Below are 22,243 nucleotides of genomic sequence, written 5' to 3'. Positions count from 1 at the left end.
TATGCTTCTATGCGTCCTGTTTTTTATAAATATAAATCGTCCAAACCGTCAACCGTTTTGCCACTAACAACCCTAAAATGGTTAACCGTTTCAGTATGTTTAGTCTTAACGGCTTGTAATAATACAACGACCGCACAAAGCGCTGACCAGCTTGATGAGTCACATTCTAAAAATGCTGCAAAAGCAGACAATCATACTGGCGAAACCAACCACACTAACGACACCATTAATATTGCCTCCCCTGACTGGGGCAATGCGGCGACCTTGACCGCTATGGGTCATCCACCGATTGCCACTGGCGATGTCAGAGTGTGGGACAGGTGGGTAGGTACGCCTACCTTGCCGAGCTCAATTATTGATTTGGGCATTCGCTATCAACCCAATGCAGAACTCATCGCCCAATTACCCGTTAATCTGGTGGTGGATAACTTCTTTTATAAGCATGCGCGCAACCTCTACGGGGACGTGCCTGCTGAATCTGTGATGTTTGCCGCCAAGGGGGAGACGGCAACGTGGGCTGACTATACCGAACCAACGCGAGAGCTAGGCATACTGATTGATAACCCTAAGATGGCTGAAGACTATATTGTAAAAAGTCAGAAAGACATACAGCTGGCCAGTCAGCAATTCCAGCAGCGCTATCCAAAAGCCAAGAAATTTGCAGTGGTACAGTTTGCGGATGCCAATAACATGCGTATGTATGTGGCAAACAGCTTATTTCAGCCTGCGTTAGAGCAGATGGGTAGAGAGCTTGTAGTATTGGGCAAGGGCAATCAGTGGGGGTTTGTGCCAATACGAATGGGAGATTTGGCGCAATTAGATGATGAGACTTGTCTATTAATTATCGATCCACTAAGCCCAATTACTAGAGCTGAAATTGATGACAGCTTAATTTGGCAGCGCCTGGATTATGGTAATACCCGCTGTGTGGGCGAGCTACCACCAGTATGGATTTATGGTGGGATGTCATCATTGGTTAGCCTAGCAAATAACTTGTCAGAAGTTTCATTAAAAGGCGGGGAAGTACTATGAGCGCCAACGCAGATACTCACAACAACCACAATAACCATATCAATAACTACGCCGACAGTTCTCATAACGACAGTGCTCATACGATGACATTAGCCTCTCAATCAGCAACGGTTTCAAAACCCTCATCAACGTCATCATTAAAACAGTCATCGCCGCCACCGAACCAACCCAAACCTCAAACTTCTCTATTTACCAATATATCTTGGCGACTGTGGGTCATGCTCATCGGATTAACGGCTCTATCATTATGGAGCAGTTGGGTACTGATAGATCAAGAATGGACGCGCCCATTCCGTGATTTGTTGATACCAAGCTCGCAATTGGACATTGCCAGTATGGCGATACAGCTGCATATCGTGGCGACCAGTGTGGTGGCGTTATTAGCTGGCGGGCTGTTAGGCGTGGTCAGTATCTTGCTACAGCAATTGGTAAAAAACCCTTTAGCATCCGATACGACGCTAGGGGTGGGCGTTGGTGCGCAGTTGGCTATGCTCATCGTCACGTTGTTTTTGCCGAGCTTGGCCATTTATGGTGGACTTTATGTGGCCTTTGTGGGGGCTATCATCAGTATGAGTCTAGTGTTTGCGTTATCAGCACCCAGTCGGTTTAACCCATTGATTTTGATACTGGCTGGTTTGGTGGTCAATATTTTGCTGGCAGCCGTGGCCAATGTATTGGTGTTGTTTTTCGCTGAGCGTAGTAATGGCATGCTGTCATGGGCGGCTGGGTTTTTGGCACAAAACAGCTGGCATACCAGTATCGCGCTAGTCATCACTGCTATTTTGATGGCGGTCGTATGTCTGCCACTATTGAAACCATTAACGCTAATGAGTCTAGATGACACGCAGGCCAAACGTTTGGGTGTGCCTATTAATGGGATTCGGGCACTGGTTGTATTGGTGGTCGCCGTTGTGACCGCTTTAGTGATTAGTGAAGTTGGTTTAATTGGTTTCATTGGTCTTGGTGCGGCAAGTTTGGTCAATGCGCTGGGCATCTCCGCGATTGGTAAGCGTTTGGCCACTGCCTTTGGGTTGGGGGCACTGCTGTTATTGTTGACCAGTAATGTCGCGTTACTGCTTGAGCCAATGCTCGATATGCAGATTCCAGCTGGTGCCATGACAGGTATCTTGGGTGCGCCGCTGATTATTTGGCTGATTTTGCGTCAGCGCCGCGCGCGGATAGAGACAGTGACGCCTATGCTTGCGGGTAAGCATACATCTATTGCCTTTTGGCGATGGGGCGTTGGTGTGATCGCTATCATCATGCTAGCTTGTCTTTTTGTACAAGACATCAATGGTTGGGGGCTCAGTACTGACTGGGCGCTCACTCAGCAATACCGCTTGCCTCGCAGTTTGAGTGCTGCAGCGACAGGCTTGATGTTGGCGGTCGCCGGTGTGCTACTGCAAACTTTAACGCGTAACCCTATGGCCAGTCCAGAGGTATTGGGTGTCAGTTCAGGCGCCGCACTTGGGGTTATTTTAGGGTTTTTATTACTGCCAAGTTTAGGGCTGTCCGCGGGAGCAGGGACGTTGCTGGTTTCAGGACTGTCAGGGGCGATGGCCGTGTTGCTATTGATTATTTGGCTGGCACGCAGGGTCAGCTCAGGTTATTTATTGTTAGTAGGTATAGGCATTGCCGCCATGATGGATGGGGTGATGCATATGGTCAAGCTCTCAGGAGATCCGCGTCTAGAAGCAATGCTCAGCTGGCTTTCAGGGACGACTTATAGCGCTCAGCCTAGTACAGTATGGTATCTCATTGGCATTGCCGCTATCTTATTTATACTCAGTCTATTGCTGATTAAGCCTTTACGTGTCCTTGGACTAGGTACAGGTGTGGCGCGTAATTTAGGTGTGGCAGTTACGCTAGTGACTTTATCGTTATTGGCATTAGTAGCAGCGCTTAGTACGGCTAGCACGCTTGCCGTTGGCCCGTTGAGTTTTATTGGTTTGATGGTGCCACATTTGGCGACTTCACTGGGAGCTGTGAAGCTTGAACGGCAATTGCCACTAGCTGCGCTTTTAGGGGCAGGGGTAATGGTGATAGCAGATTGGATTGGCCGTTACGTTATTTTTCCTTATGAGCTGCCTGCGGGCACGATTGCTGCCATTATCGGTGGTGGATATTTCTTATGGCTCATTCGTAAGGTGCCAGCCTCAGCAAATAGATAGCTCATGTCTGCAAGCATTGAATAGCCGACAATTTTGACTTCATTCAGCAGAGGCTTATCTAACCTTATTTGATCAGCATTTTGATAAGAATAACGATGCTAAATTTCAGCAAGATTGGATGACGTGCTCGTCAGGCTAGCCAAATAATAACTAGGAGCAAGTCATGCCGACCATCACCCAATTTTATGGTGCCGCTGCTTAATGAGCAACGCCCCTATAAATAAGGCATCTACCAATGAGTCGCCTATAAACGAAGCCTCGAATAGTAGTGGTAATGGCTTTACCGACAAACAGGTACAGCAGGTGTTACTGACACTACTGCTCGGCGGTACGGTGGTCAGCTTTAGTAATAGTGCGCTCAATCCAGCGATTCCTGTCTTTATGTCGGCGTTTGATGTCGATATCGTGATGGGGGGCTGGGTGTTAAATGCTTATGTCTTGGCCATGAGTGTAGGGCTAATGCTGAGTGGCTACTTAAACAAAAAGTTTCCGTTTAAGCATGTTTATTTGGCGGCAATTTTTGGATTTATGCTGGGCTCAGTCATTGGCATGCTGGCGTCTAGCATGAGCTTTGTCATCATTGCCAGAGCCATACAAGGACTGAGTGGCGGTCTGATTATCCCGCTGTCTATTGGTATGCTATATCAGATTTATCCGCAGAAACAGCACGGCAGAGTAATGGCGCTATGGGGCATTGTCATTATGATGTCGTTGGCGTTTGGCCCTTTGGTCGGTGCTTACTTGGTTGAGCAGTTTGCGTGGTGGACACTGTTTGCCATTACCTTGCCACTCAGTGCGGCGGTCATGGCGATGGTGTGGTGGTTAATACCTGATATGCGCTCACATGATAAAAAAAGCCCTTTCGATACCATTGGGTTTATCAGCTTACTCATTTGGCTATTGACCATGATGGTGTGGCTGAGTACGCTGAAGGTAGACTTCACTGGCGGGCTACTCAGCAGTGATGGCTTATTAAAGATAGCCACGTTGGGTTTATTATCTATTGGGTTTCTACTGTCCGCGATGGTTTGGTGGGCATATGAGCGGCGGCAGAAATATCCATTATTAAACGTGCGCTTGTTCAATAATAAAACCTATTTGCACAGTAATATCATCAGCATTAGCCAAACAGTCGGTTTGATGCTGTGTCTCTTGTTATTGCCCGTGGTGATACAAGATGTGATGGGCGAAAGTGCTTTATGGACAGGTATTGTCCTGATGGTCGCGACGCTCGTGGCCAGTATCACCACGCATTACGCTGGCAAGATGGTAGATAAGCAAGGTGCCCGAGGGATTGGCATCGTAGGAATTGCGATTAGTGCGCTGTCTACTTTGATGCTGGCATGGTGCTTGTATCAGCCTACGCTTTGGCTATTAATGCTAATTATGAGTGTGCGAGGTATTGGGGTAGGTTTGGCGTATCTGCCGACCACTACCGTTGGTTTTAGCAGCTTACCCAAAGACGCGGTCACTGAGGGAGCCGCCCTTAATAACATCAGTCGCCGTATCATCTCTACTATATTTATCACGCTGTCCACCCTTTATATAGGCAGTCGAAGTGCGCAGTTATTAGCAGCAGGTAGTAGTGACGGCATGGCAAGCTCGATTCAAGAAATACTGGTGGTCATCGCGGTGATTTTATTATTCACAATCCCTTCAGCGTGCAAATTACCACGATCCCCATAAACAAACACCCCGTATCGGGGTTTACTTTAACTTATCAAGACGGAAATATCATTGATTTTTGGCACTAGGCATTAATCGCCGCAGAACAGTGGGCATCATTAATCAATTGTCCTTTTCACCCACTGGATAAAAGTAAGTTAAGTTTCCCTGTGTTTGCACAGGGTATCAGCGCTGTGACTACCTTCAAGAGTAACCAAGTACAAGGCACACTAGCACCCGATATTTGCTATCGCTTCGGTGAGCAGGCAACGACGATTCATTCAGGCGACATTGCCATTATGGATAATGACGGCGTATTTATATTGTCTGTTGATGTAGCACAGCAGCTATTATCAGATTGTCAAAAGAAGCATAGAGAGGATGAGGCAAAATTTCAGCGGTTTTTTGAGGCCTATCGTAATAATGAGCTAGATAAGTTATTCAATAACTAATGAAAATATCAGAGGTTAAATAGTCAGCGATATCTAAAAACAGTACAAATAAGCGTTTACTAACAAGATGTAAATACATATAGAAATAAAAATGATTATCATTTACAATACGATTCACAAAGTTAGTACACACTGTATTATTAGCTAAATATTATTCATATCACTGTTTATTTATCCAACTAAGTGAAATAACCTAAGTGAAAAAATTATGAAACGCCATCATCAAGTTGCTCTATCCGTTCTTACCCTTTGTATCAGTCAACAACTATATGCAGAAACTAATATCGACGTTTCAACGACAGATACAGTCGAAAATTCAGCTGCTAGTGATGAGCCAAACGTGACTTTGGATGCCATTACGGTCACTGCTAACGCCAGAACAGGTACGGCGCTGGCACAAAAAATTAGCGAGATGCCTGCCGTCACGCAGGTAATTACCGAAAATGAGCTGCAGATGCAGGCGACAGGCAATCGTACTACTGGTGACATCTTGGCACAGCTGATTCCGAGCTTGGGTACCAGTAGTGGTTCGACCAGTAACTACGGCACCACCATGCATGGCCGTCCAGTACAGTTTTTGCTAAATGGTGTACCATTAAGCGGTTCACGCAGTCTTTCACGTGAGCTTAACAGTATTGATACGTCACAGCTTGAGCGGGTAGAGGTGCTTTCGGGTGCCACTAGTATCTATGGTGCTGGCGCGTCAGGTGGCCTGATTAACCTTGTGACCAAATCTTTGGTAGGATATGGACCTATCAGACAGACTAGAGTCGGTGTCAGTAGCAGTCGCGATTTTGACTCAGACTCATTGGGCTATCATGTAGGGCAGACATTGGGCTATGGCGGTGAGCGAGTCTACGGTCGCTTAGATGTGGATTACGATACTAAAGGCGGCAAGTTCGATAGTCATGACAATCGCATCAGCCCAGACGTCAATCAAACTGACCAACAAGATACCGAGGCTTTGAGTGTTAATGGTAGCTTAGGTATGGAGCTCACTGATAGCCAACGTCTTGATCTCGCCGTGACTTATTATAAAGATGAGCAGGACACCGACTATGGCCCAGACTATGGTAAGGGTTTAGGTGTATTATTTGGCGAGATACCCTCTCTAAAAGCTATTGACGGCGCCAACGTAGAAAACCAGCCTTATACCGAAAAAAGCTCCGTGAATTTAAATTATAGTGATGATGATTTTGCGGGTTCAGGTTCTAGCTTAAGTGTAACGGGCTACTACAGAAACGAAAAGGGTCGTTTTTATCCTTCAGGTAAAACTGCAGGAGACCAAGCAGCTGAAGTATGGCAGGCAAATGGCCTCACTGATGAAATTGCATTGAAAAAACTAAAGAGCGCTGCAACATTTGTCACTCAATCAGAAGCAGAGATTGAGGTAATGGGTCTGCGTGCAGCGATGCAAACTGAAACCGAAATCGCAGGCAAAAATACCCTATTTAGTTATGGTGTGGATGTCGAACGCGAAAACAGTGAGCAGACCTATTATGGTCAAGATCTAAACACGTTTATTGCTAGTAATGGCTTGACCGCCCAAACCAATGGGCTTACTTACAGTGGTGGACCAGATACCACCATCGATAAATGGGGTGCTTTTGTCAATGCAGATGTTGACTTGACCGACAAGTGGCATACCAGTGCTGGTGTGCGTTACCAAAAATTGAAGTCAGAGACTGATACCTTTACGCCCATCTATGAGCAGCTGCTTGAAGAGTATTTTAATAGTGCTGCTATTAGCGGGACAAGTGCAGCTTATGGCATTGACTATCAAGCAGGCGACGTAGAAAAAGGCAACACCGACCATGACAAAGTACTTTTCAATCTTGGTACCAGCTATCAGATAACACCGAAAGATCAATTGTTTGCCAATTTTTCACAAGGTCTTGATACCGCAGATATACAGCGAGCACTGCGTGATGTGCGTGCCGGTTTCGTGGTTAATTCAGACAATGTTCAACCGATTGCAACCAATAACTATGAGTTTGGTTGGCAAGGAAAACACGGTGATACAGCGGCACGCTTGAGCGGTTTTTATAACGAATCAGACAAAACGGTACGCTTTACCAATGACTATACGGTAGAAGTGGTCGATACCGATGAGCGTGTCTACGGCGTAGAAGGCTCATTCAGTCACGATATTAATGAGCAATGGCAAGTGGGTGGCAGTGTCGCCTATACCCGTGGTCAGTACGACAAAGATGGCGATTGGTTGGAGCTCGATGCCGTGCGCTTGACGCCACTTAAAGGCACCGCATTTGCGCAATACAACTTTGATGAAGGCAGTAATGTACGTCTACAAGCGTTAGCAATTGGCGATGATGATAAAGCCTTTAAGGATCAACAGAAAGACCCTGATTCTAGCGCATTGCCAGTGACAGGTTATATGACACTAGACGTTTTGGGACAAGTAAAAATGCCAGTAGGCCGAGTAGACTATGGGGTTTATAACTTACTCAATAAGGATTATCTAACGGTCTATCATCAAACAACTTATGGCGACTTGAATCGTCTACCTGCCTCGGGCACAACTTACGGCTTGAGCTACACTGTAGATTATTAAAGAAGGGTACGATGACATGCCCTACAAATCCTTTACGTTATCTAAAAAGGATTTGATCTAAAGATTTGATATAAGAATTTAAGCCTACCCCCATCAGTTGGATGCAACTGATGGGGGTAATTTTATGGCGTACGCCCTAAATATTCCATTTTTTAATAACTGTATTCTACTTATTACACAACTGCCTCAACAGCGGTAAAAGATTTAATGCTAAAATCGCCAGTCATTATTACCCCAGCCGCTAGTGCCTGTGTAAATGGGCTAATCGCATCATCGATCAAATCATGTATTTGATACCGCGCGTACCAATATTATATTAATAGGAAGCTCTCATGATCGTTTGGCAAAAACCGAATGCATTCAGAATACTTTTTACTTTGCGCGGCTCTGTCATACCCCATATTTACCCCCAAGTTTTGCTGATTACCCTACTAAGTGCCATCATTTCAGCGGTTCAGCATTGGTTTCCAAGCTCTTTTTCCTCTTATGGTGCTGCGCCATTTACCTTGCTTGGTATCGCCTTATCGTTGTTTTTAGGCTTTCGTAACAATGCAAGCTACCAACGCTGGTGGGAAGGTCGGTGTTTATGGGGGCAACTGGTCTATGATGCTCGTAGCTTTACCCGCCAAGTCCTCTCTTTTATAGATGATGAAACTGAGACTGGACGCCACACACAGCAGTCTATGATTCATCTGACGATTGCTTTTACGCACGCACTGCGGCACAGGCTTCGCAAGACGTCTCCATGGGAGGATGTCGAGCGATTTGTAGAGCCGGAGCATCACATTAGTATGCGCCAAGCAGGCAATCTACCCGAGTATCTACTGCGCCTAATGGGTAAAAAGCTCGGATATAGTCGACGCCAGCAGCTATCATCAGATCTTATGATACAGAACATGGATGAGCGTGTGACCTCGATGACGATAGTATTGGCAGCTTGCGAGCGCATTCATAATACGCCTTTGCCATTTGCCTATACCTTACTCGTGCATCGTACCACCTATCTATATTGCTTTATGCTGCCTTTTGGCTTGGCAACATCTTTGGGCTGGGTCACTCCTTTGGTTTGCGGTGTCATTGCCTATACTTTTTTTGGTTTAGATGCACTCAATGAAGAAATTACCGATCCTTTTGGCGTTGCTGCCAATCACTTGCCCCTCACTGCTATATCCCGCACCATCGAAATCAATCTGCTCGAAGCATTGGGAGAGACGGAGCTTCCCCCTGAATTAATGTCTGAAGATGGTTATTTACAGTAAATTAGTTATTATCACTTAGATTGAGCACATGCCTTTGTTAAGCCTGTCATGCTATAAAATATCCAGCGTGACAGGCTTTCTTATATTTTGAGGCTGAGAAATGATTACTGTCTTTTAAATTTATTTAAGACTGAGCATATAAAAGAGAAGGGCTTAATCTCGATAAGTTGAGAAGATAATGATGGTTAATCTTTTGCGGATAACGTTTGAGAGCGATGTTTGGCAGTGATGCTTGAAAAAGCACGCTGAGGCAGCAAAGAAGAGGCGACATCTAAAGAAAAAATGTTATATTTAAGCTCATAAAGACACAGAGTCAGATGAGTTAACCAGACTGTTATTGTTTCAGCTTAAAGGTAAGCAGTCTCAAAAACGATGATAATAATGAAGGAAGGAAAAGTTATGCATATCACGGCAAATTTCGATGCGGGTAATATTGACGTTATTAACTTGGACAATAAAAACAATATTCAGTTGGCGATTCGTCCTGACGTTGGCGAAGAATTTTTTCAGTGGTTTAACTTTCGTCTATCAGGTGAAGTGGGCGAGCAGTATGTGCTGAATATTGTGAATGCAGGGCAGGCATCCTACCTTGCAGGCTGGGAGAATTACCAAGCGGTTGCCTCCTATGATCGGGAGTATTGGTTCCGTCTACCGACCTCTTATACAGATGGCAAGTTGACCATAACGGTAGAGCTTGAATGCGATACCATTCAAATTGCCTACTTTGCCCCGTACAGTTATGAGCGTCATCAAGACTTATTGGCAGCTGTACAAACGCATCCCTTGGTAACCTTAGAACATTTAGGCGAAACGCTGGATAAGCGCGATTTAACCTTAGTTAACATTAGCGATGGCAATAATGAGGTCAATAAACGCAACATTTGGATCACGGCGCGTCAGCATCCGGGCGAAACCATGGCTGAGTGGCTGGTTGAGGGACTATTATATAGCCTCTTAGACAGTGATAACGCTACTGCTAAATTATTATTAGAAAAAGCGAACGTCTATATTGTACCCAATATGAACCCTGATGGTAGTGTGCGTGGACATCTGCGTACCAACGCTATTGGGACGAACTTAAACCGTGAATGGTTCAATCCAAGCTTAGAAAAAAGCCCTGAAGTCTTTCATGTCATTAATAAAATGGAGACGACAGGCGTTGACCTATTTTATGATGTGCATGGTGATGAAGCTTTACCTTATGTATTCTTAGCGGGTTCGCAAGGCACACCAAGTTATAGTGACCGCCTTGCCCGTTTACGCGATAAATTCTCAGACATGTTAAAGATAGCCAGTGCTGATTTTCAGTCTGAAGTTGGCTATGACGTTGATGCGCCAGGTACGGCCAACATGACTATCGCAACTCACTGGGTGGCGGAACGTTTTGATTGCCTTGCCAATACTTTAGAGATGCCGTTTAAAGACAATAATAATTTACCTTTTGAGGATACAGGCTGGTCGCCAGAGCGTTCTGCTAAACTGGGTGAAGCGTCGCTAGTTGCTATGTTGGCGGTCGTTGATGATTTACGCTAGTGAATAGTTTGATATTATAGTTCATTGAAAATAAAACGATTATATAAATTTAAACGCGCTACTGGTATAAATGTTACTTACGTGCTGCGTCCCCATAGGCTGCGCAACCTACATTTAAAGACAGCGTCCCAGTAGCGCTATGTTCTTTTTAGAGTATATCGACTATAGTTAAATATTTAGGTTAATTATTTAAAGCTTAATCCTTCCTTATTTAATATCTCTCATTTCTCTTCCGCTATTTTTAATTGGCGTTTAAGTGGCTTGATTCCTTCAAGAACGGCCATCACTGCAGTATAATAGGTTGCTGTGACGACAAGCATGCCTTCTTTTGACCGCTTCTGCTTTGAATTCCGCATTATTGCTCTGCAATTTTTTGGTCATGATACACTCATCATAGAGTGGCTGTTTTACCAAGTTCACCACTACGATTTTTTCAACACGCTCTAATAAATCAGTAAAATATTTGACCCATTGATTTTTCACTCATACGCCTTTAATAATTAATAAGAAGACTTTATTATGCAAACCAAACGTCCACTATATATTCCCTTTGCAGGTCCTGCATTATTAGAAACCCCTTTACTAAATAAAGGCAGCGCTTTTTCATCAGAAGAGCGTGATAGCTTTAATCTGACAGGTTTGCTACCTCATAACATTGAGACGATTGAAGAGCAATCTCTGCGCGCTTATCATCAACTGCGCTCATTCACTAGTGATATGGATAAGCATATTTATCTGCGTAATATACAAGACACTAATGAAACCTTATTTCATCATCTAATTGAACAGCATATTGAAGAGGTCATGCCGCTCATATATACCCCAACGGTTGGTCAAGCATGTGAAAAATTCTCGCAAATTTATCGCCGCAAACGTGGTTTGTTTATCTCTTATCCTGAGCGCCATAAAATCGATGACATGCTGCAAAATGCCACCAAACAAAACGTAAAAGTGATCGTTGTCACCGATGGTGAGCGTATATTAGGCCTAGGCGACCAAGGTATTGGCGGCATGGGAATCCCCATTGGTAAGTTAGCGTTATATACGGCTTGTGGTGGTATTAGCCCAGCTTACTGCTTACCGATTTTGTTAGACGTCGGCACCAATAATCAACAGCTAATTGACGACCCTATGTACATGGGCTGGAGAAATCCACGCATCTCTGGTGATGACTATAATGAGTTTGTAGACTTGTTTATTCAAGCGGTCAAACGTCGCTGGCCAGAGGCATTATTGCAATTTGAAGATTTTGCCCAAGAGAACGCGACGCCATTATTGAATAGATATCGTGACCAATTATGCTGCTTCAATGATGATATTCAGGGTACTGCTGCTGTTTCAGTCGGCACCTTGATTGCAGCGTGTTTAAATAAGGGTCAAAAGCTTAGCGAACAAAAAATAGCGTTTTTGGGTGCAGGATCTGCAGGTTGCGGTATCGCCGAGCATATCATTCGCCAAATGCAGCGTGAAGGGTTAACGGAGGCGCAGGCGCGTAGCCAAGTATTTATGGTGGATCGTTATGGCCTACTTACTGATAGCATGACAGAGCTACAAAAATTCCAAGAACCGTTGGTACAAAAAGAATCGGCCATTGCAAATTGGGATAAAAGTAAGAAGCTTGGTTTAGCCCAAGTGGTGAAACAAGCAAAAATAACGGTATTATTTGGCGTCAGTGGCCAAAAAGGTCTGTTTACCCAAGAGGTGATCGAAACGTTATGTGCTAATACTGAACATCCCATTGTCTTACCGCTTTCAAACCCAACGTCTCGTGTCGAAGCAACGCCACAAGAAGTGACCAATTGGAGCAAAGGTCGCGCAATTATTGCAACCGGAAGCCCTTTTCCTCACACCACTTTTGAAGGTCAGACTTTCGAAGTGTCGCAGTGTAATAACAGCTATATTTTCCCCGGTATTGGCCTAGGAGTGTTAGCCTCACGTGCGACGGGTATCAGCGATAATATGTTAATGGCCGCAAGCCAAGCACTGGCAGATATATCTATGGAATATGAAAAAGCACCAGGTGCAATATTACCGCCAATTAGAGTCATTAGAGAGATCAGTGAAAAAATAGCCTACGCAGTTGCACGACAAGCAATTGAAGATAAATTGGCGCTACCTGTCACGGCAGAGAATTTAGAACGTCAATTACAAGCCAATTTTTGGTTACCAAAATACCGCAACTATCGTCGTACTTCTTTTTAGTAGTCAAAAAGTAGCTGCTAAAAAGCACTCATAATAAAATATAGTCAGTGAAAAATAATATCGAACCATCACACACTGCTGATATCTATTTTTCTTGCTTGCTGTGCCTGCGCAGACAGAGGCGACAAAAAATTGATATCAGCAATACCGTCGCGTTTTTAGGATATTTTGACTATACATATAATAAGGCCAAACGTTACCGTTAAAAGTAGCATTTGGCTTTTTTCATTATTGTGGTAGTCAACTAATTCAGGACGGCTGATAAGAGGGTTTTATTAAAGTGGTGTCTCTCTTCTTCTAGCGCTACTAAGACGAGTTTTGCATTGCCTCAGGTTTTGACATCGAACGCCATAATATATCAAATAATGCATCAAAATTTGCATTGAGCGGGGCATCTGCTTGACGAATCGTTTTCATAATACCGAGACGGCTGATAAACCCCATAAACACGTCAAATAAGATATGCAGTGGAACCGTCTCCACCAGTACCCCTCGCTTTTGACCATCCTCAAGCACGCTCAAAAAAGCATTGATAAGCTCTTTATTATTGTAAATAGCGATGTTATGAAAACGCGCTATCGATACCTTCGATAACACCATCACGGCGTCAGGATGAGTGTCGACAAAATCTAAGCACACCCATAACGTCTTACGCAGACGATCTTCTACGCTATCAATACCTTGCAAATGATCCATCATCCTTGTCGCTAGCCTACCAAGCACTATATCCATAATAGTATAAAGTACCGTTTGTTTATCGCCAAAATACTTATAGAGTGTTTGCAACGAGACGTTTGCAGCCTTAGCAATTTGTATCATCGTAATATCGCTAGCATCACTACTAGCAAAAAGCTGGCGTACGGCTTTCTCTATTTTATCTAAAGTAGCAGGGCGCATATCGGACAATGGCGCTAAGGCTAAAGACTCCGTTTGAGCAGTCAAATTAGCAGAGTTGCTTTTATGTTTGCCACGTTTATTTTTGGCGCTTTTTTTATCAATGTCAGTTTTGCTACTTGCTTGCGCTTTTGAGCGAGTGGTTTTCATATTTAGTATCTCCTTGATAATTCTAGCTTATCAATTTTTAAAACCAGCAGTTAATATTTAGGATAATTATAATTACCATTATAATGAACTCTGTTGCAAATGTAAGATTTATTTTATAAGATAAAAGCAACTAGGCTAGTATTAATATGTATTTTTATAACTTTATAAAAGGTAATATTAATTACTATTTTATAATTTTTTATTATATTATCCGTGTAAGAAGTTTAACATCCATTAAAACTAATACCATATCAAGGAAGACTTTATGACTATCGCCTGTTTTAAACCGAAGTGGATGGATGAAGAAATCGAGATGCTGCATGAGAGTGCGCTAAAAGTGTTTAAAGGTTGGGAAGTGCATGATGAAAAATGGCGTGAGAACGGCATGCTTGACCGCGCAGCTTGGCTAGAAGCTGGCGAGATGGGCTTTTTATGCGCCTCGATGCCAGAAGAATATGGCGGCGCAGGCGGTGATTTTCGTCATGAAGCGGCCCTGATTTATGCACAGTCAGAAGCCAATCAAGCAGGTTTTGGTGGCTTTTTGCATTCAGGAATTGTCGCCCCTTATATTTTGCATCATGGTACCGAAGAGCAAAAGCAGAAATGGCTACCCAAGATGGCGACCGGTGAGCTGATTGGTGCAATCGCGATGACTGAGCCGGGTACAGGCTCTGACTTACAGAATATCAAAACCTTCGCAGTCAAAGACGGTGATGATTATATTATCAATGGCTCTAAGACCTTTATTACTAATGGTCAATTGGGCAATTTAATAATCGTGGCTTGCAAAACGGATAGAGAGCAAGGGGCGAAAGGCGTTTCGCTGATTGTAGTAGAGACGGACAATGCGCCCGGGTTTGAGCGTGGCAAGAAGCTAAAAAAGCTCGGTATGGCGTCACAAGATACCTCGGAGCTGTTTTTTAGTAATATGCGAGTACCACAAAAGAACCTCTTGGGTACGGTTGAAGGTATGGGGTTTATGCAGCTGATGCAAGAGCTGCCGCAAGAGCGTCTCATCGTCGCCTTGGCGGGGGTTGGTGCCATGAAGTTGGCGCTGGATCTCACCATTGATTACACCAAAGAACGCACCGCTTTTGGTAAGCCAGTATGGAGTTTTCAAAACACTCGCTTTAAATTAGCGGAGTGTAACAGTCATTATATCGCTTCAAGTGCGCTATGTGATGCTGCTATTGAATCGCTACTCAAAAAAGAGCTTACCGTGCAACACGCAGCTTTAATCAAATATTGGGTGACCGAAAAGCAGTGTATCGTCATGGATGAATGCGTACAGTTATTCGGTGGTTACGGTTATATGATGGAATACCCCATCGCGCGACTCTACGCTGATGCACGAGTACAAAAAATCTATGGCGGTACCAATGAGATTATGAAAGAGCTGGCCTCACGTTTTATGTAAAAGCGGTTTTTTGATATCAGTACTTTATACCCCTTTTATACCTCTATTTTATATTTATTATTCAGAACGAACTTTCAAGGAAGAAAGTATGAAAAGTATGCTCGGACACATGATGCAACGGCCATTGTTGATTAGCCATTTGATTGAACACTCTGCCAATTACCATGGTGATACACCGATTTATTCGCGTGAGACTGATGGTAGTACGACTCATACTGATTAGAAAACGATACATAATAACAGTAAGCGCATCGCAAACGCTTTAGCCAAGCTGGGCATAGAGCAGGGCGATCGCTTAGCGACCATCGCATGGAATAACCGTCGTCATCTTGAGATATGGTATGGGGTGTCCGGCTCCGGCATGGTATGTCATACCATCAATCCACGTTTATTTCCGCAGCAAATTATCTATGTTGTTAATGATGCTGAGGATCAAGTGCTGTTTTTCGAAAAGACGTTTTTACCGCTGGTATTAGGGGTTAAAGACCATCTGCACACGGTTAAGCATTTCATTTGTATGACTACGGTAGATGAAGAGGTCAGAGCGCAAATCCCTAATGTCATCTTCTATGATGAGCTGATAGAGGGTGAGTCAAATAACTATGACTGGCCTGAGCTTGATGAAAATGCACCAAGCTCGCTATGCTACACCTCAGGTACCACGGGCAATCCTAAAGGCGTGTTATATACCAATCGTAGTACGGTGCTACATAGCTTCGCGGCCAGCTTACCTGATTCAATGAATTTATCGTCACAAGATATCGTGTTGCCTGTAGTACCGATGTTTCATGCCAATGCATGGGGTTTGCCTTATGCGGCTGCGATGATTGGGACATCAGTGGTGCTACCAGGGCCAAATCTAGATGGGCACAGTTTGGCCAATATGATCGATGAGTATAAGGTCAATGTGGCAGTTGGCGTACCGACTATTTGGCAAACCTTACTAGCGGCGGCCAAAGAGACGGGGACTAGGCTGCCTAGCCTTAAACGTAACGTCGTTGGTGGTTCAGCTTGTCCATCGTCCATGATTAAAGCTTTCCGAGATGAGTTCGATTGCGAAACCTTGCATGCGTGGGGTATGACGGAGACCAGTCCGCTGGGGACAGCCAATCAGCTCAAAGCCAAACATAGCGAGTTATCAGCAGACGATAAGCTAAAGACGCGTCTGTCGCAGGGTCGTCCGCCATTTGGAGTGGAGATTCGTCTTGTTGATAAGGATCAGAACGATAAGCTACTGCCTAATGATGGTAAAACCTCAGGCAATCTACAAATTCGAGGATATTGGATTGTCGATAGTTATTTCAATAGTGCAGAGTCGGCACTTGAGGCTGACGGTTGGTTTGATACGGGTGACATTGCAACCATCAATGAGGACGGTTATCTAAGCATTCGCGACCGTGCGAAAGACTTAATCAAATCAGGTGGTGAGTGGATATCCTCAGTAGAGCTAGAGGATATTGCTATGTCGCATCCGGCGGTGGCTATGGCAGCGGTCATCGGCGCTAAGCATCCAAAATGGGATGAGCGTCCAATAATTATTGCTCAATTAGCAGTTGGCGAGGAGTTAACAGAGGAGGCCTTAATCGCTCATTATGAGGGAAAGCTTGCAAAATGGCAGCTTCCGGACGCCGTAGTCTTTGTAGACACCGTTCCGCTGAATGGCACTGGAAAAATGCTCAAAAAGGATATGCGTGAACAGTATGAAAATCATCTCATTGAGCGCGGTTTGATCGATTAATTAAGGTAGAGCGACTTGTCTCTTAAGTAGTATTAGGGCGTGTCCTCACTTCAAGCGCTTGTCTCTAAATGGGCTAAAAATGGCTAAATTTTGCCAAATATCGTCAAATAGCTGATTAATATCGCGATATTATTTGCGCTATTTTCCTCATTTGACGGCAATTTATCTCATTTTTATGACCATTTTTAAAATGAGGACACGCCCTAGTCTCATTATATATTTAAACCCTAAAGGATTGGTTATGAAAACCAGAATCACCGAAATGCTCAATATTAAATACCCTATTATCCAAGGCGGCATGATGTGGGTGGGCACTGCGGACATGGCGGCCGCTGTATCAAATGCTGGCGGTTTAGGCATGGTTACCGCCCTCACTATGCCGACGCCTGAAGCGCTGACCAAAGAGATTGCCCGTTGCCGTGAGATGACGGATAAGCCCTTTGGCGTAAATTTAACCATTTATCCCACCATTAATCCGCCGCCTTACGATGAGTATATGGACGCCATTATCGAAAGTGGGGTCAAGATTTTAGAAACCGCTGGCAATAATCCCAGAGACTTTATGGCAAAACCCAAAGCGGCTAACATAATCACCATTCATAAATGTGTATCGGTTCGTCACGCCTTATCTGCTGAGCGCCACGGTGTCGACGTGATATCTATTGATGGTTTTGAGTGTGCCGGTCACTCAGGAGAGGAAGATATCGGTGGCTTGGTGCTCATCCCAGCTGCCGTCAAACAGCTATCAATCCCTGTCATCGCCTCTGGCGGTATCGGGCCGCCGCTTTAGTATTGGGTGCAGAAGGCATCAACATGGGCACGCGCTTTTGTGCCACTGTCGAGGCGCCCATGCATGATAATATTAAGCAAGCGTTAGTCAACGCCTCAGAGCGTGATACTCGCCTTATTTTTAGAACCCTAAATAACACCGCCCGTGTTCTTAAAAACGCCATATCGGACGAAGTTGTCGCCAAGGAGTATCGAGAGGGCGGCGTTGAATTTGCAGAGATACGTCCGCTCGTTGCTGGTGCTCGTGGTCAAGCAGTGCTCAATTCAGGCGAGGTGGATGATGGGGTCATTACGGCAGGTCAAGTTGTCGGCCTCATTGATGATATTCCAACTTGTGCCGAGCTCTTAGATCGCATCGTCGCTGATTGTGATGAGCGCTTATCTATTGCTTCAGGTTGGATGAAGTAAAATCTATAAAGTTAAGCCATATTAATTTGTTTGAATAATGGTAAACCCTGATATTAACAACATCACCTGAGAAAGTTAAAATTCATACCTAATCCCTACATGCTATGCAAGTAATAGCATGTAGGGATTTTCCGAAAACTTAGACAACAAAAAACCCTTCAAGCCTAATAGATTTGAAGGGGTTTTTGTTTTTCAATATGTGGTGGGCCCAGTATCAACCATATTTAAATATTAACTTATTGATTTTAATGTCTTTATTCGTAAATATTTCTGCTTATACCAACGGTTATACCAACAATTGAATCGAATTATAGATTGATTTTCCAATCAATACTGCAGTAAGTTTGGTCTTAAAATTAATTGTTGTTTATTGTTAAATATAGGTAATATGCTAATTGCAGAATATAACTTATTCTAACTGTATCTTAATATCATTCAGATAATATGTGGGGAAGTAAAATACTAGGAAATCGTGTATATATTCTTACCCCACAGTGGCAAGCAGTTAGGAAGGTGTTTCCTATATTAGTGAGAATTCAATATTCCAACGTCCAGCTTCATTATATTCACCTTTAGCATTCAACTTAAAATATCGGTTTTTATTAGTATCTGAGGTTAGTTGATAGGTTACACCACATTGCGAGTTTAAGCATTGCGCGATAAAGGTACGATTGGTTGCTCTTGGTTCAAACCCCGATATTAATAGCGTCACCTAAGAAAAATAAATTTCATACTCCAGCCCTCTACACTATATAGATAATAGCATATAGAGCTTTTATAACTTATCAGAGTAAGGTTGATTCATGGCATATGCAGATATTGACGATATTTTAAACACCATAATATTGAGGAGTTTACTACCTAATAAGTTATAGTTTTAATAAGAACTTGATCTACTTGAGCGTTAACTATTTCTAGTATCTATCTCAATTTTGAGCATAGCTAGACTATAAAACTGACGACATCAGTGTATTTATAAAGATTCTAATGCTTGCTGGCATGCTTGAGCTAAATAAGGGTCAATACTGTCCTGTTTAAGCAGCCATTTAATATAGCCAGTACCTTCAGAGCTAGCAGCTAAATCTGCAATAGCCTCACCCTTGTGCTTACCAAAGCTTAAATGCGTGGGTATACGCGCCATTTCACTAAATTCATATAAGCTTTCCACATCATTTATCTCATGACCTTGGCTATTAGCTAAATCAATCAGACTACCAAGCACCAGCTCAGTGAAGTAAATATCAGCAATGGCAGCATGTGCATCTCTTGCTTGAGCGCGCGCTATATAACGGTGAAAGTAATAGAGGAGGTATACTAGCTTATGACTCTCAAGCGTAGGAAGCAGGTAGTTAGCCATCGCATTAGTACATATCAGATTAGGAGTATGGGTCACGCCAGCATTTTTCAGAACGGTCATATCAAAATCAATATTATGACCAATCAAGTACTCAACACTGTTAGATAGTCTAAAATCAGTATGAGGCGGCTCATCTGCCACATCCTCATCACAGATATGTGATATTGCCATAGAGCCCAAGCTGATTTCTTTTAGAGGATTAAAGCGCTTCGCTCTTGGTGCTTGCAATACAGTCACCTTGGAAAGTACCCTAAGCATGCAAGATAGAACCTTAATATGTGGTTGCTCCAAATATGAGGTTACTCACTTTTCAAGATATTTCACCATTTAAAAATTATTATTACGTTTTTTAGTAAACGGCTAAACTCAAGCTTCAGAAATTGTTAATCTATTTCGGGCTTACTAATCGCGCGCCATAATATAATGAACAGCTCATCGAAGTTATCATTCAGAGGAGCTGGGTTTCTCCGTATAATATGCATTAATCCTAAGCGGCTAATAAAGCCTATAAACACATCAAATAAAGTAAATAAAGGCACCGTATCATTCAATATGCCTTGTTCCTGCCCATCTCTCAACACCTGTAAATAAGAATCAACTAACTCTTTATTATCATAAATGGCAATTTCGCGATAACGCGAAACTGGCACTGCTGTGGACAATACCATCATAGCATCTGGGCTTTTATCAATAAAATCGAAAAATACCCAAAGAGTTTTACGAAGGCGATCTTTAACACTATCAATACCTTGCAAATGATCAATCATACGGATCGCTAAACGTCCTAACACTCTATTTAAAATAGTGTAAATGATGGTTTGCTTGTCCCCAAAATAATTATACAAAGTTTTTAATGACATATTTGCTGTACTTGCTATCTGTATCATGCTCACTTCGGTGGGGTCATGATTTGAAAATAACAACAGCACTGCTTTTTCAAGTTTATCTAAAGTTGCTGGTCGCATAGCCGATATTGGTTTTAATTCTTTGCTCCCCATTTTACTCTTCAAATTCTTGCCTGCCATTTTCACATTCTCCAATTCATAGTTTGCATTTCGTTATCCTCTAATTCGTCTATTAGACTGTATATAAATTGCAGATTGAACAAGATTCGTATTTAGAAAAATATCTCTTAAATAAATTATTTAAGGATAATATACATTATCTTTACAATATAATAAGTTGCAATATTTATTGCAACTGCTTAATATAATTTCTATTAACCTTATTTAATAGGTTTTTATGGATTATATGAAATGATAATAAAGATTATCATTTTTTATGCAAAGCAATCATACAATGTGAAAGCCAGTATCTTGAAGGTTTTCAAACATACTAAACTAGAAAAGGAAGCCATGAGCATGTTAATGACAGAAGAGCAGAAAATGGCCACTGAAGGCTTGCGTAAAATTCTGGATAACGAAATTGAACCAAAGCTGCGTGCTCACGGAGAAGGTTTCATTCCTAAAGAGATGTTAAAAGGATTCGTCAAGAATTTAACAGAATACGGCCTAATAAAAGCGCCCTTTCCTGAGAAGTGGGGTGGTTTAGGCTTGGACTGGGTGACGCACTTATTACTTTGGGAAGAAGTAGGTGTTAGCTCGATAGATTTGGCGTTACCTATCCTAATTAATGTTTCTGGTGCCGATTTATTGATTAGAAATGCTCCAGAGCATATCAAAGAAAAATATGTGCCCGGTCTGCTCTCAGGTGATTTGTTCATAGGCATCGGGGTATCCGAGCCTGACGCAGGGTCTGACGTAGCTGCCGCAAGGACTCGAGCAGTGCGTGATGGAGACGACTGGATTATCAATGGAGAAAAAACCTGGATTTCAAACGGCGAGCATATGGATATCTTTATATGTACATGCAAAACTGCTGAAGGCGAATTGACCCATATTTTAGTAGATATGAACACACCAGGCATTGAAGTCCGCGGTATTAAAAAAATGGCTTTAAACGGTCAGTCAACGGCACAAATATTTTTTGGTGATGTGCGAGTCCCTGTGAGCAATACTATTGGTGAATTGGGCTCTGGGTTGAAGAATACGCTTGTGACCTTTGAACGTGCGCGCTGTCATATGGCGGCCTGGGGTTACTCTATTGCTCGTAGATCAATGGAAGAGTCAATTAAGTACAGCCAAGAGCGTTTCCAACACGGCAAGCTGATCGCGGGTCATCAATTAATAGCGGATAAAATCGCTGATATGGCTACTAAAATAGATGCCTCTAGATTACTAACGCTAAGAGCCGCCACTATGATCGATCAGGGCATACGTTGTGATAAAGAATGTGCGATGGCTAAATGGTATAGCACCGAAATGGCAGTTAAAGTTTGCCGTGATGCTGTGCAGATTCATGGCGGCAATGGTGTTACCAAAGAGTATATTGTTGAGCGTTTAGCTCGAGAAGCAATTATCGGCACCATCCCCGATGGCACTACTGAAATCCAAAAGTTATTGATAGCGCGCTCCCTTACTGGTATTCAAGCCTTTAGATAAATTTACTCGACGCAATAGTGTCCCAATAAGAGAAAGTATGGGTAAAACAAAGCTGAGTTTTTTAATCAACTAGTAATAAATAGTACTGAGTCAGTAGCCAGTC

General features: G+C 43.2%; 14 protein-coding genes and 2 pseudogenes. 12 read left to right on the top strand and 4 right to left on the bottom strand.

The window, feature by feature from the left end:
• The first annotated feature begins 9 nt into the window (after window positions 1-9).
• The 7 genes from W293_RS0101280 (at window position 10) to W293_RS0101250 (ending at window position 10,684) form a co-directional block, all read left to right on the top strand.
• On the top strand, window positions 10-1,032 hold the full coding sequence (locus tag W293_RS0101280) for an ABC transporter substrate-binding protein (protein WP_025650729.1): 1,023 nt from the start codon (window positions 10-12) through the stop codon (window positions 1,030-1,032).
• The gene (gene fhuB, locus W293_RS0101275) at window positions 1,029-3,203 is read left to right on the top strand and encodes a Fe(3+)-hydroxamate ABC transporter permease FhuB (RefSeq protein ID WP_025650728.1); all 2,175 of its coding nucleotides are present in this window, start codon (window positions 1,029-1,031) and stop codon (window positions 3,201-3,203) included. The genes W293_RS0101280 and fhuB overlap by 4 nt, the downstream gene beginning before the upstream one ends.
• Before the next feature lie 201 nt (window positions 3,204-3,404).
• Window positions 3,405-4,889 carry an MFS transporter gene (locus W293_RS0101270; protein WP_025650727.1) on the top strand — a complete coding sequence of 495 codons (1,485 nt, stop codon included), beginning with the start codon at window positions 3,405-3,407 and terminating at the stop codon, window positions 4,887-4,889.
• A 173-nt stretch (window positions 4,890-5,062) separates the two neighbouring features.
• Window positions 5,063-5,320: a hypothetical protein gene (locus W293_RS0101265; protein WP_156915591.1), complete on the top strand. Its 258-nt coding sequence runs from the start codon at window positions 5,063-5,065 to the stop codon at window positions 5,318-5,320.
• 208 nt (window positions 5,321-5,528) lie between these two features.
• Window positions 5,529-7,892: a TonB-dependent receptor gene (locus tag W293_RS0101260; RefSeq protein ID WP_025650725.1), complete on the top strand. Its 2,364-nt coding sequence runs from the start codon at window positions 5,529-5,531 to the stop codon at window positions 7,890-7,892.
• Between the two features lie 332 nt (window positions 7,893-8,224).
• On the top strand, window positions 8,225-9,151 hold the full coding sequence (locus tag W293_RS0101255) for a bestrophin family protein (RefSeq protein WP_025650724.1): 927 nt from the start codon (window positions 8,225-8,227) through the stop codon (window positions 9,149-9,151).
• Between the two features lie 399 nt (window positions 9,152-9,550).
• Window positions 9,551-10,684 carry a M14-type cytosolic carboxypeptidase gene (locus tag W293_RS0101250; RefSeq protein WP_025650722.1) on the top strand — a complete coding sequence of 378 codons (1,134 nt, stop codon included), beginning with the start codon at window positions 9,551-9,553 and terminating at the stop codon, window positions 10,682-10,684.
• A 270-nt stretch (window positions 10,685-10,954) separates the two neighbouring features.
• Here W293_RS0101250 and W293_RS0101245 read toward each other — a convergent pair whose 3' ends face one another.
• On the bottom strand, window positions 10,955-11,167 hold the full coding sequence (locus W293_RS0101245; RefSeq protein WP_025650721.1) for a hypothetical protein: 213 nt from the start codon (window positions 11,165-11,167) through the stop codon (window positions 10,955-10,957).
• Window positions 11,168-11,203: 36 nt separating this feature from the next.
• Here W293_RS0101245 and W293_RS0101240 point away from each other — a divergent pair, with 36 nt between their 5' ends.
• Entirely contained in the window at window positions 11,204-12,886 is a 1,683-nt protein-coding gene (locus tag W293_RS0101240) for an NAD-dependent malic enzyme (RefSeq protein WP_025650720.1), read from the top strand.
• Window positions 12,887-13,192: 306 nt separating this feature from the next.
• On the opposite strand, the gene W293_RS0101235 is transcribed toward W293_RS0101240, so the two are convergent.
• Window positions 13,193-13,930: a TetR/AcrR family transcriptional regulator gene (locus W293_RS0101235; RefSeq protein WP_025650719.1), complete on the bottom strand. Its 738-nt coding sequence runs from the start codon at window positions 13,928-13,930 to the stop codon at window positions 13,193-13,195.
• 265 nt (window positions 13,931-14,195) lie between these two features.
• Here W293_RS0101235 and W293_RS0101230 point away from each other — a divergent pair, with 265 nt between their 5' ends.
• The 3 genes and pseudogenes from W293_RS0101230 (at window position 14,196) to W293_RS15890 (ending at window position 18,282) form a co-directional block, all read left to right on the top strand.
• Window positions 14,196-15,347 carry an acyl-CoA dehydrogenase family protein gene (locus W293_RS0101230; protein WP_025650718.1) on the top strand — a complete coding sequence of 384 codons (1,152 nt, stop codon included), beginning with the start codon at window positions 14,196-14,198 and terminating at the stop codon, window positions 15,345-15,347.
• 97 nt (window positions 15,348-15,444) lie between these two features.
• A pseudogene (locus W293_RS15895) lies at window positions 15,445-17,085 on the top strand (long-chain-fatty-acid--CoA ligase).
• Window positions 17,086-17,326: 241 nt separating this feature from the next.
• Window positions 17,327-18,282: pseudogene (locus tag W293_RS15890) on the top strand (NAD(P)H-dependent flavin oxidoreductase).
• A 973-nt stretch (window positions 18,283-19,255) separates the two neighbouring features.
• Here W293_RS15890 and W293_RS15885 read toward each other — a convergent pair.
• Together W293_RS15885 and W293_RS0101210 are read right to left on the bottom strand one after the other, a co-directional pair.
• Entirely contained in the window at window positions 19,256-19,897 is a 642-nt protein-coding gene (locus tag W293_RS15885; RefSeq protein ID WP_101212840.1) for a DNA polymerase III subunit epsilon, read from the bottom strand.
• A gap of 125 nt (window positions 19,898-20,022) precedes the next feature.
• Complete coding sequence (locus W293_RS0101210; RefSeq protein ID WP_025650717.1) at window positions 20,023-20,664, bottom strand: TetR/AcrR family transcriptional regulator; 642 nt, start codon at window positions 20,662-20,664, stop codon at window positions 20,023-20,025.
• A 231-nt stretch (window positions 20,665-20,895) separates the two neighbouring features.
• On the opposite strand from W293_RS0101210, the gene W293_RS0101205 reads away from it, so the two are divergent.
• Entirely contained in the window at window positions 20,896-22,140 is a 1,245-nt protein-coding gene (locus tag W293_RS0101205) for an acyl-CoA dehydrogenase family protein (protein ID WP_264673005.1), read from the top strand.
• Window positions 22,141-22,243 lie beyond the last annotated feature (103 nt).

It is taken from the genome of Psychrobacter sp. TB67 (assembly GCF_000511065.1).
Lineage (GTDB): Bacteria > Pseudomonadota > Gammaproteobacteria > Pseudomonadales > Moraxellaceae > Psychrobacter > Psychrobacter okhotskensis.
Note: the sequence above shows the minus strand (reverse complement) of the source record. Positions and strands in the feature narration are given on the sequence as shown.

Bases quoted from the DNA above. Each gene is read 5' to 3' on its own strand.
- W293_RS0101280 (WP_025650729.1), top strand. From the start codon at position 10: ATGCGTCCTGTTTTTTATAAATATAAATCGTCCAAACCGTCAACCGTT.
- fhuB (WP_025650728.1), top strand. From the start codon at position 1,029: ATGAGCGCCAACGCAGATACTCACAACAACCACAATAACCATATCAAT.
- W293_RS0101270 (WP_025650727.1), top strand. From the start codon at position 3,405: ATGAGCAACGCCCCTATAAATAAGGCATCTACCAATGAGTCGCCTATA.
- W293_RS0101260 (WP_025650725.1), top strand. From the start codon at position 5,529: ATGAAACGCCATCATCAAGTTGCTCTATCCGTTCTTACCCTTTGTATC.
- W293_RS0101255 (WP_025650724.1), top strand. From the start codon at position 8,225: ATGATCGTTTGGCAAAAACCGAATGCATTCAGAATACTTTTTACTTTG.
- W293_RS0101250 (WP_025650722.1), top strand. From the start codon at position 9,551: ATGCATATCACGGCAAATTTCGATGCGGGTAATATTGACGTTATTAAC.
- W293_RS0101240 (WP_025650720.1), top strand. From the start codon at position 11,204: ATGCAAACCAAACGTCCACTATATATTCCCTTTGCAGGTCCTGCATTA.
- W293_RS0101235 (WP_025650719.1), bottom strand. From the start codon at position 13,930: ATGAAAACCACTCGCTCAAAAGCGCAAGCAAGTAGCAAAACTGACATT.
- W293_RS0101230 (WP_025650718.1), top strand. From the start codon at position 14,196: ATGACTATCGCCTGTTTTAAACCGAAGTGGATGGATGAAGAAATCGAG.
- W293_RS15885 (WP_101212840.1), bottom strand. From the start codon at position 19,897: ATGCTTAGGGTACTTTCCAAGGTGACTGTATTGCAAGCACCAAGAGCG.
- W293_RS0101210 (WP_025650717.1), bottom strand. From the start codon at position 20,664: ATGGCAGGCAAGAATTTGAAGAGTAAAATGGGGAGCAAAGAATTAAAA.
- W293_RS0101205 (WP_264673005.1), top strand. From the start codon at position 20,896: ATGATAATAAAGATTATCATTTTTTATGCAAAGCAATCATACAATGTG.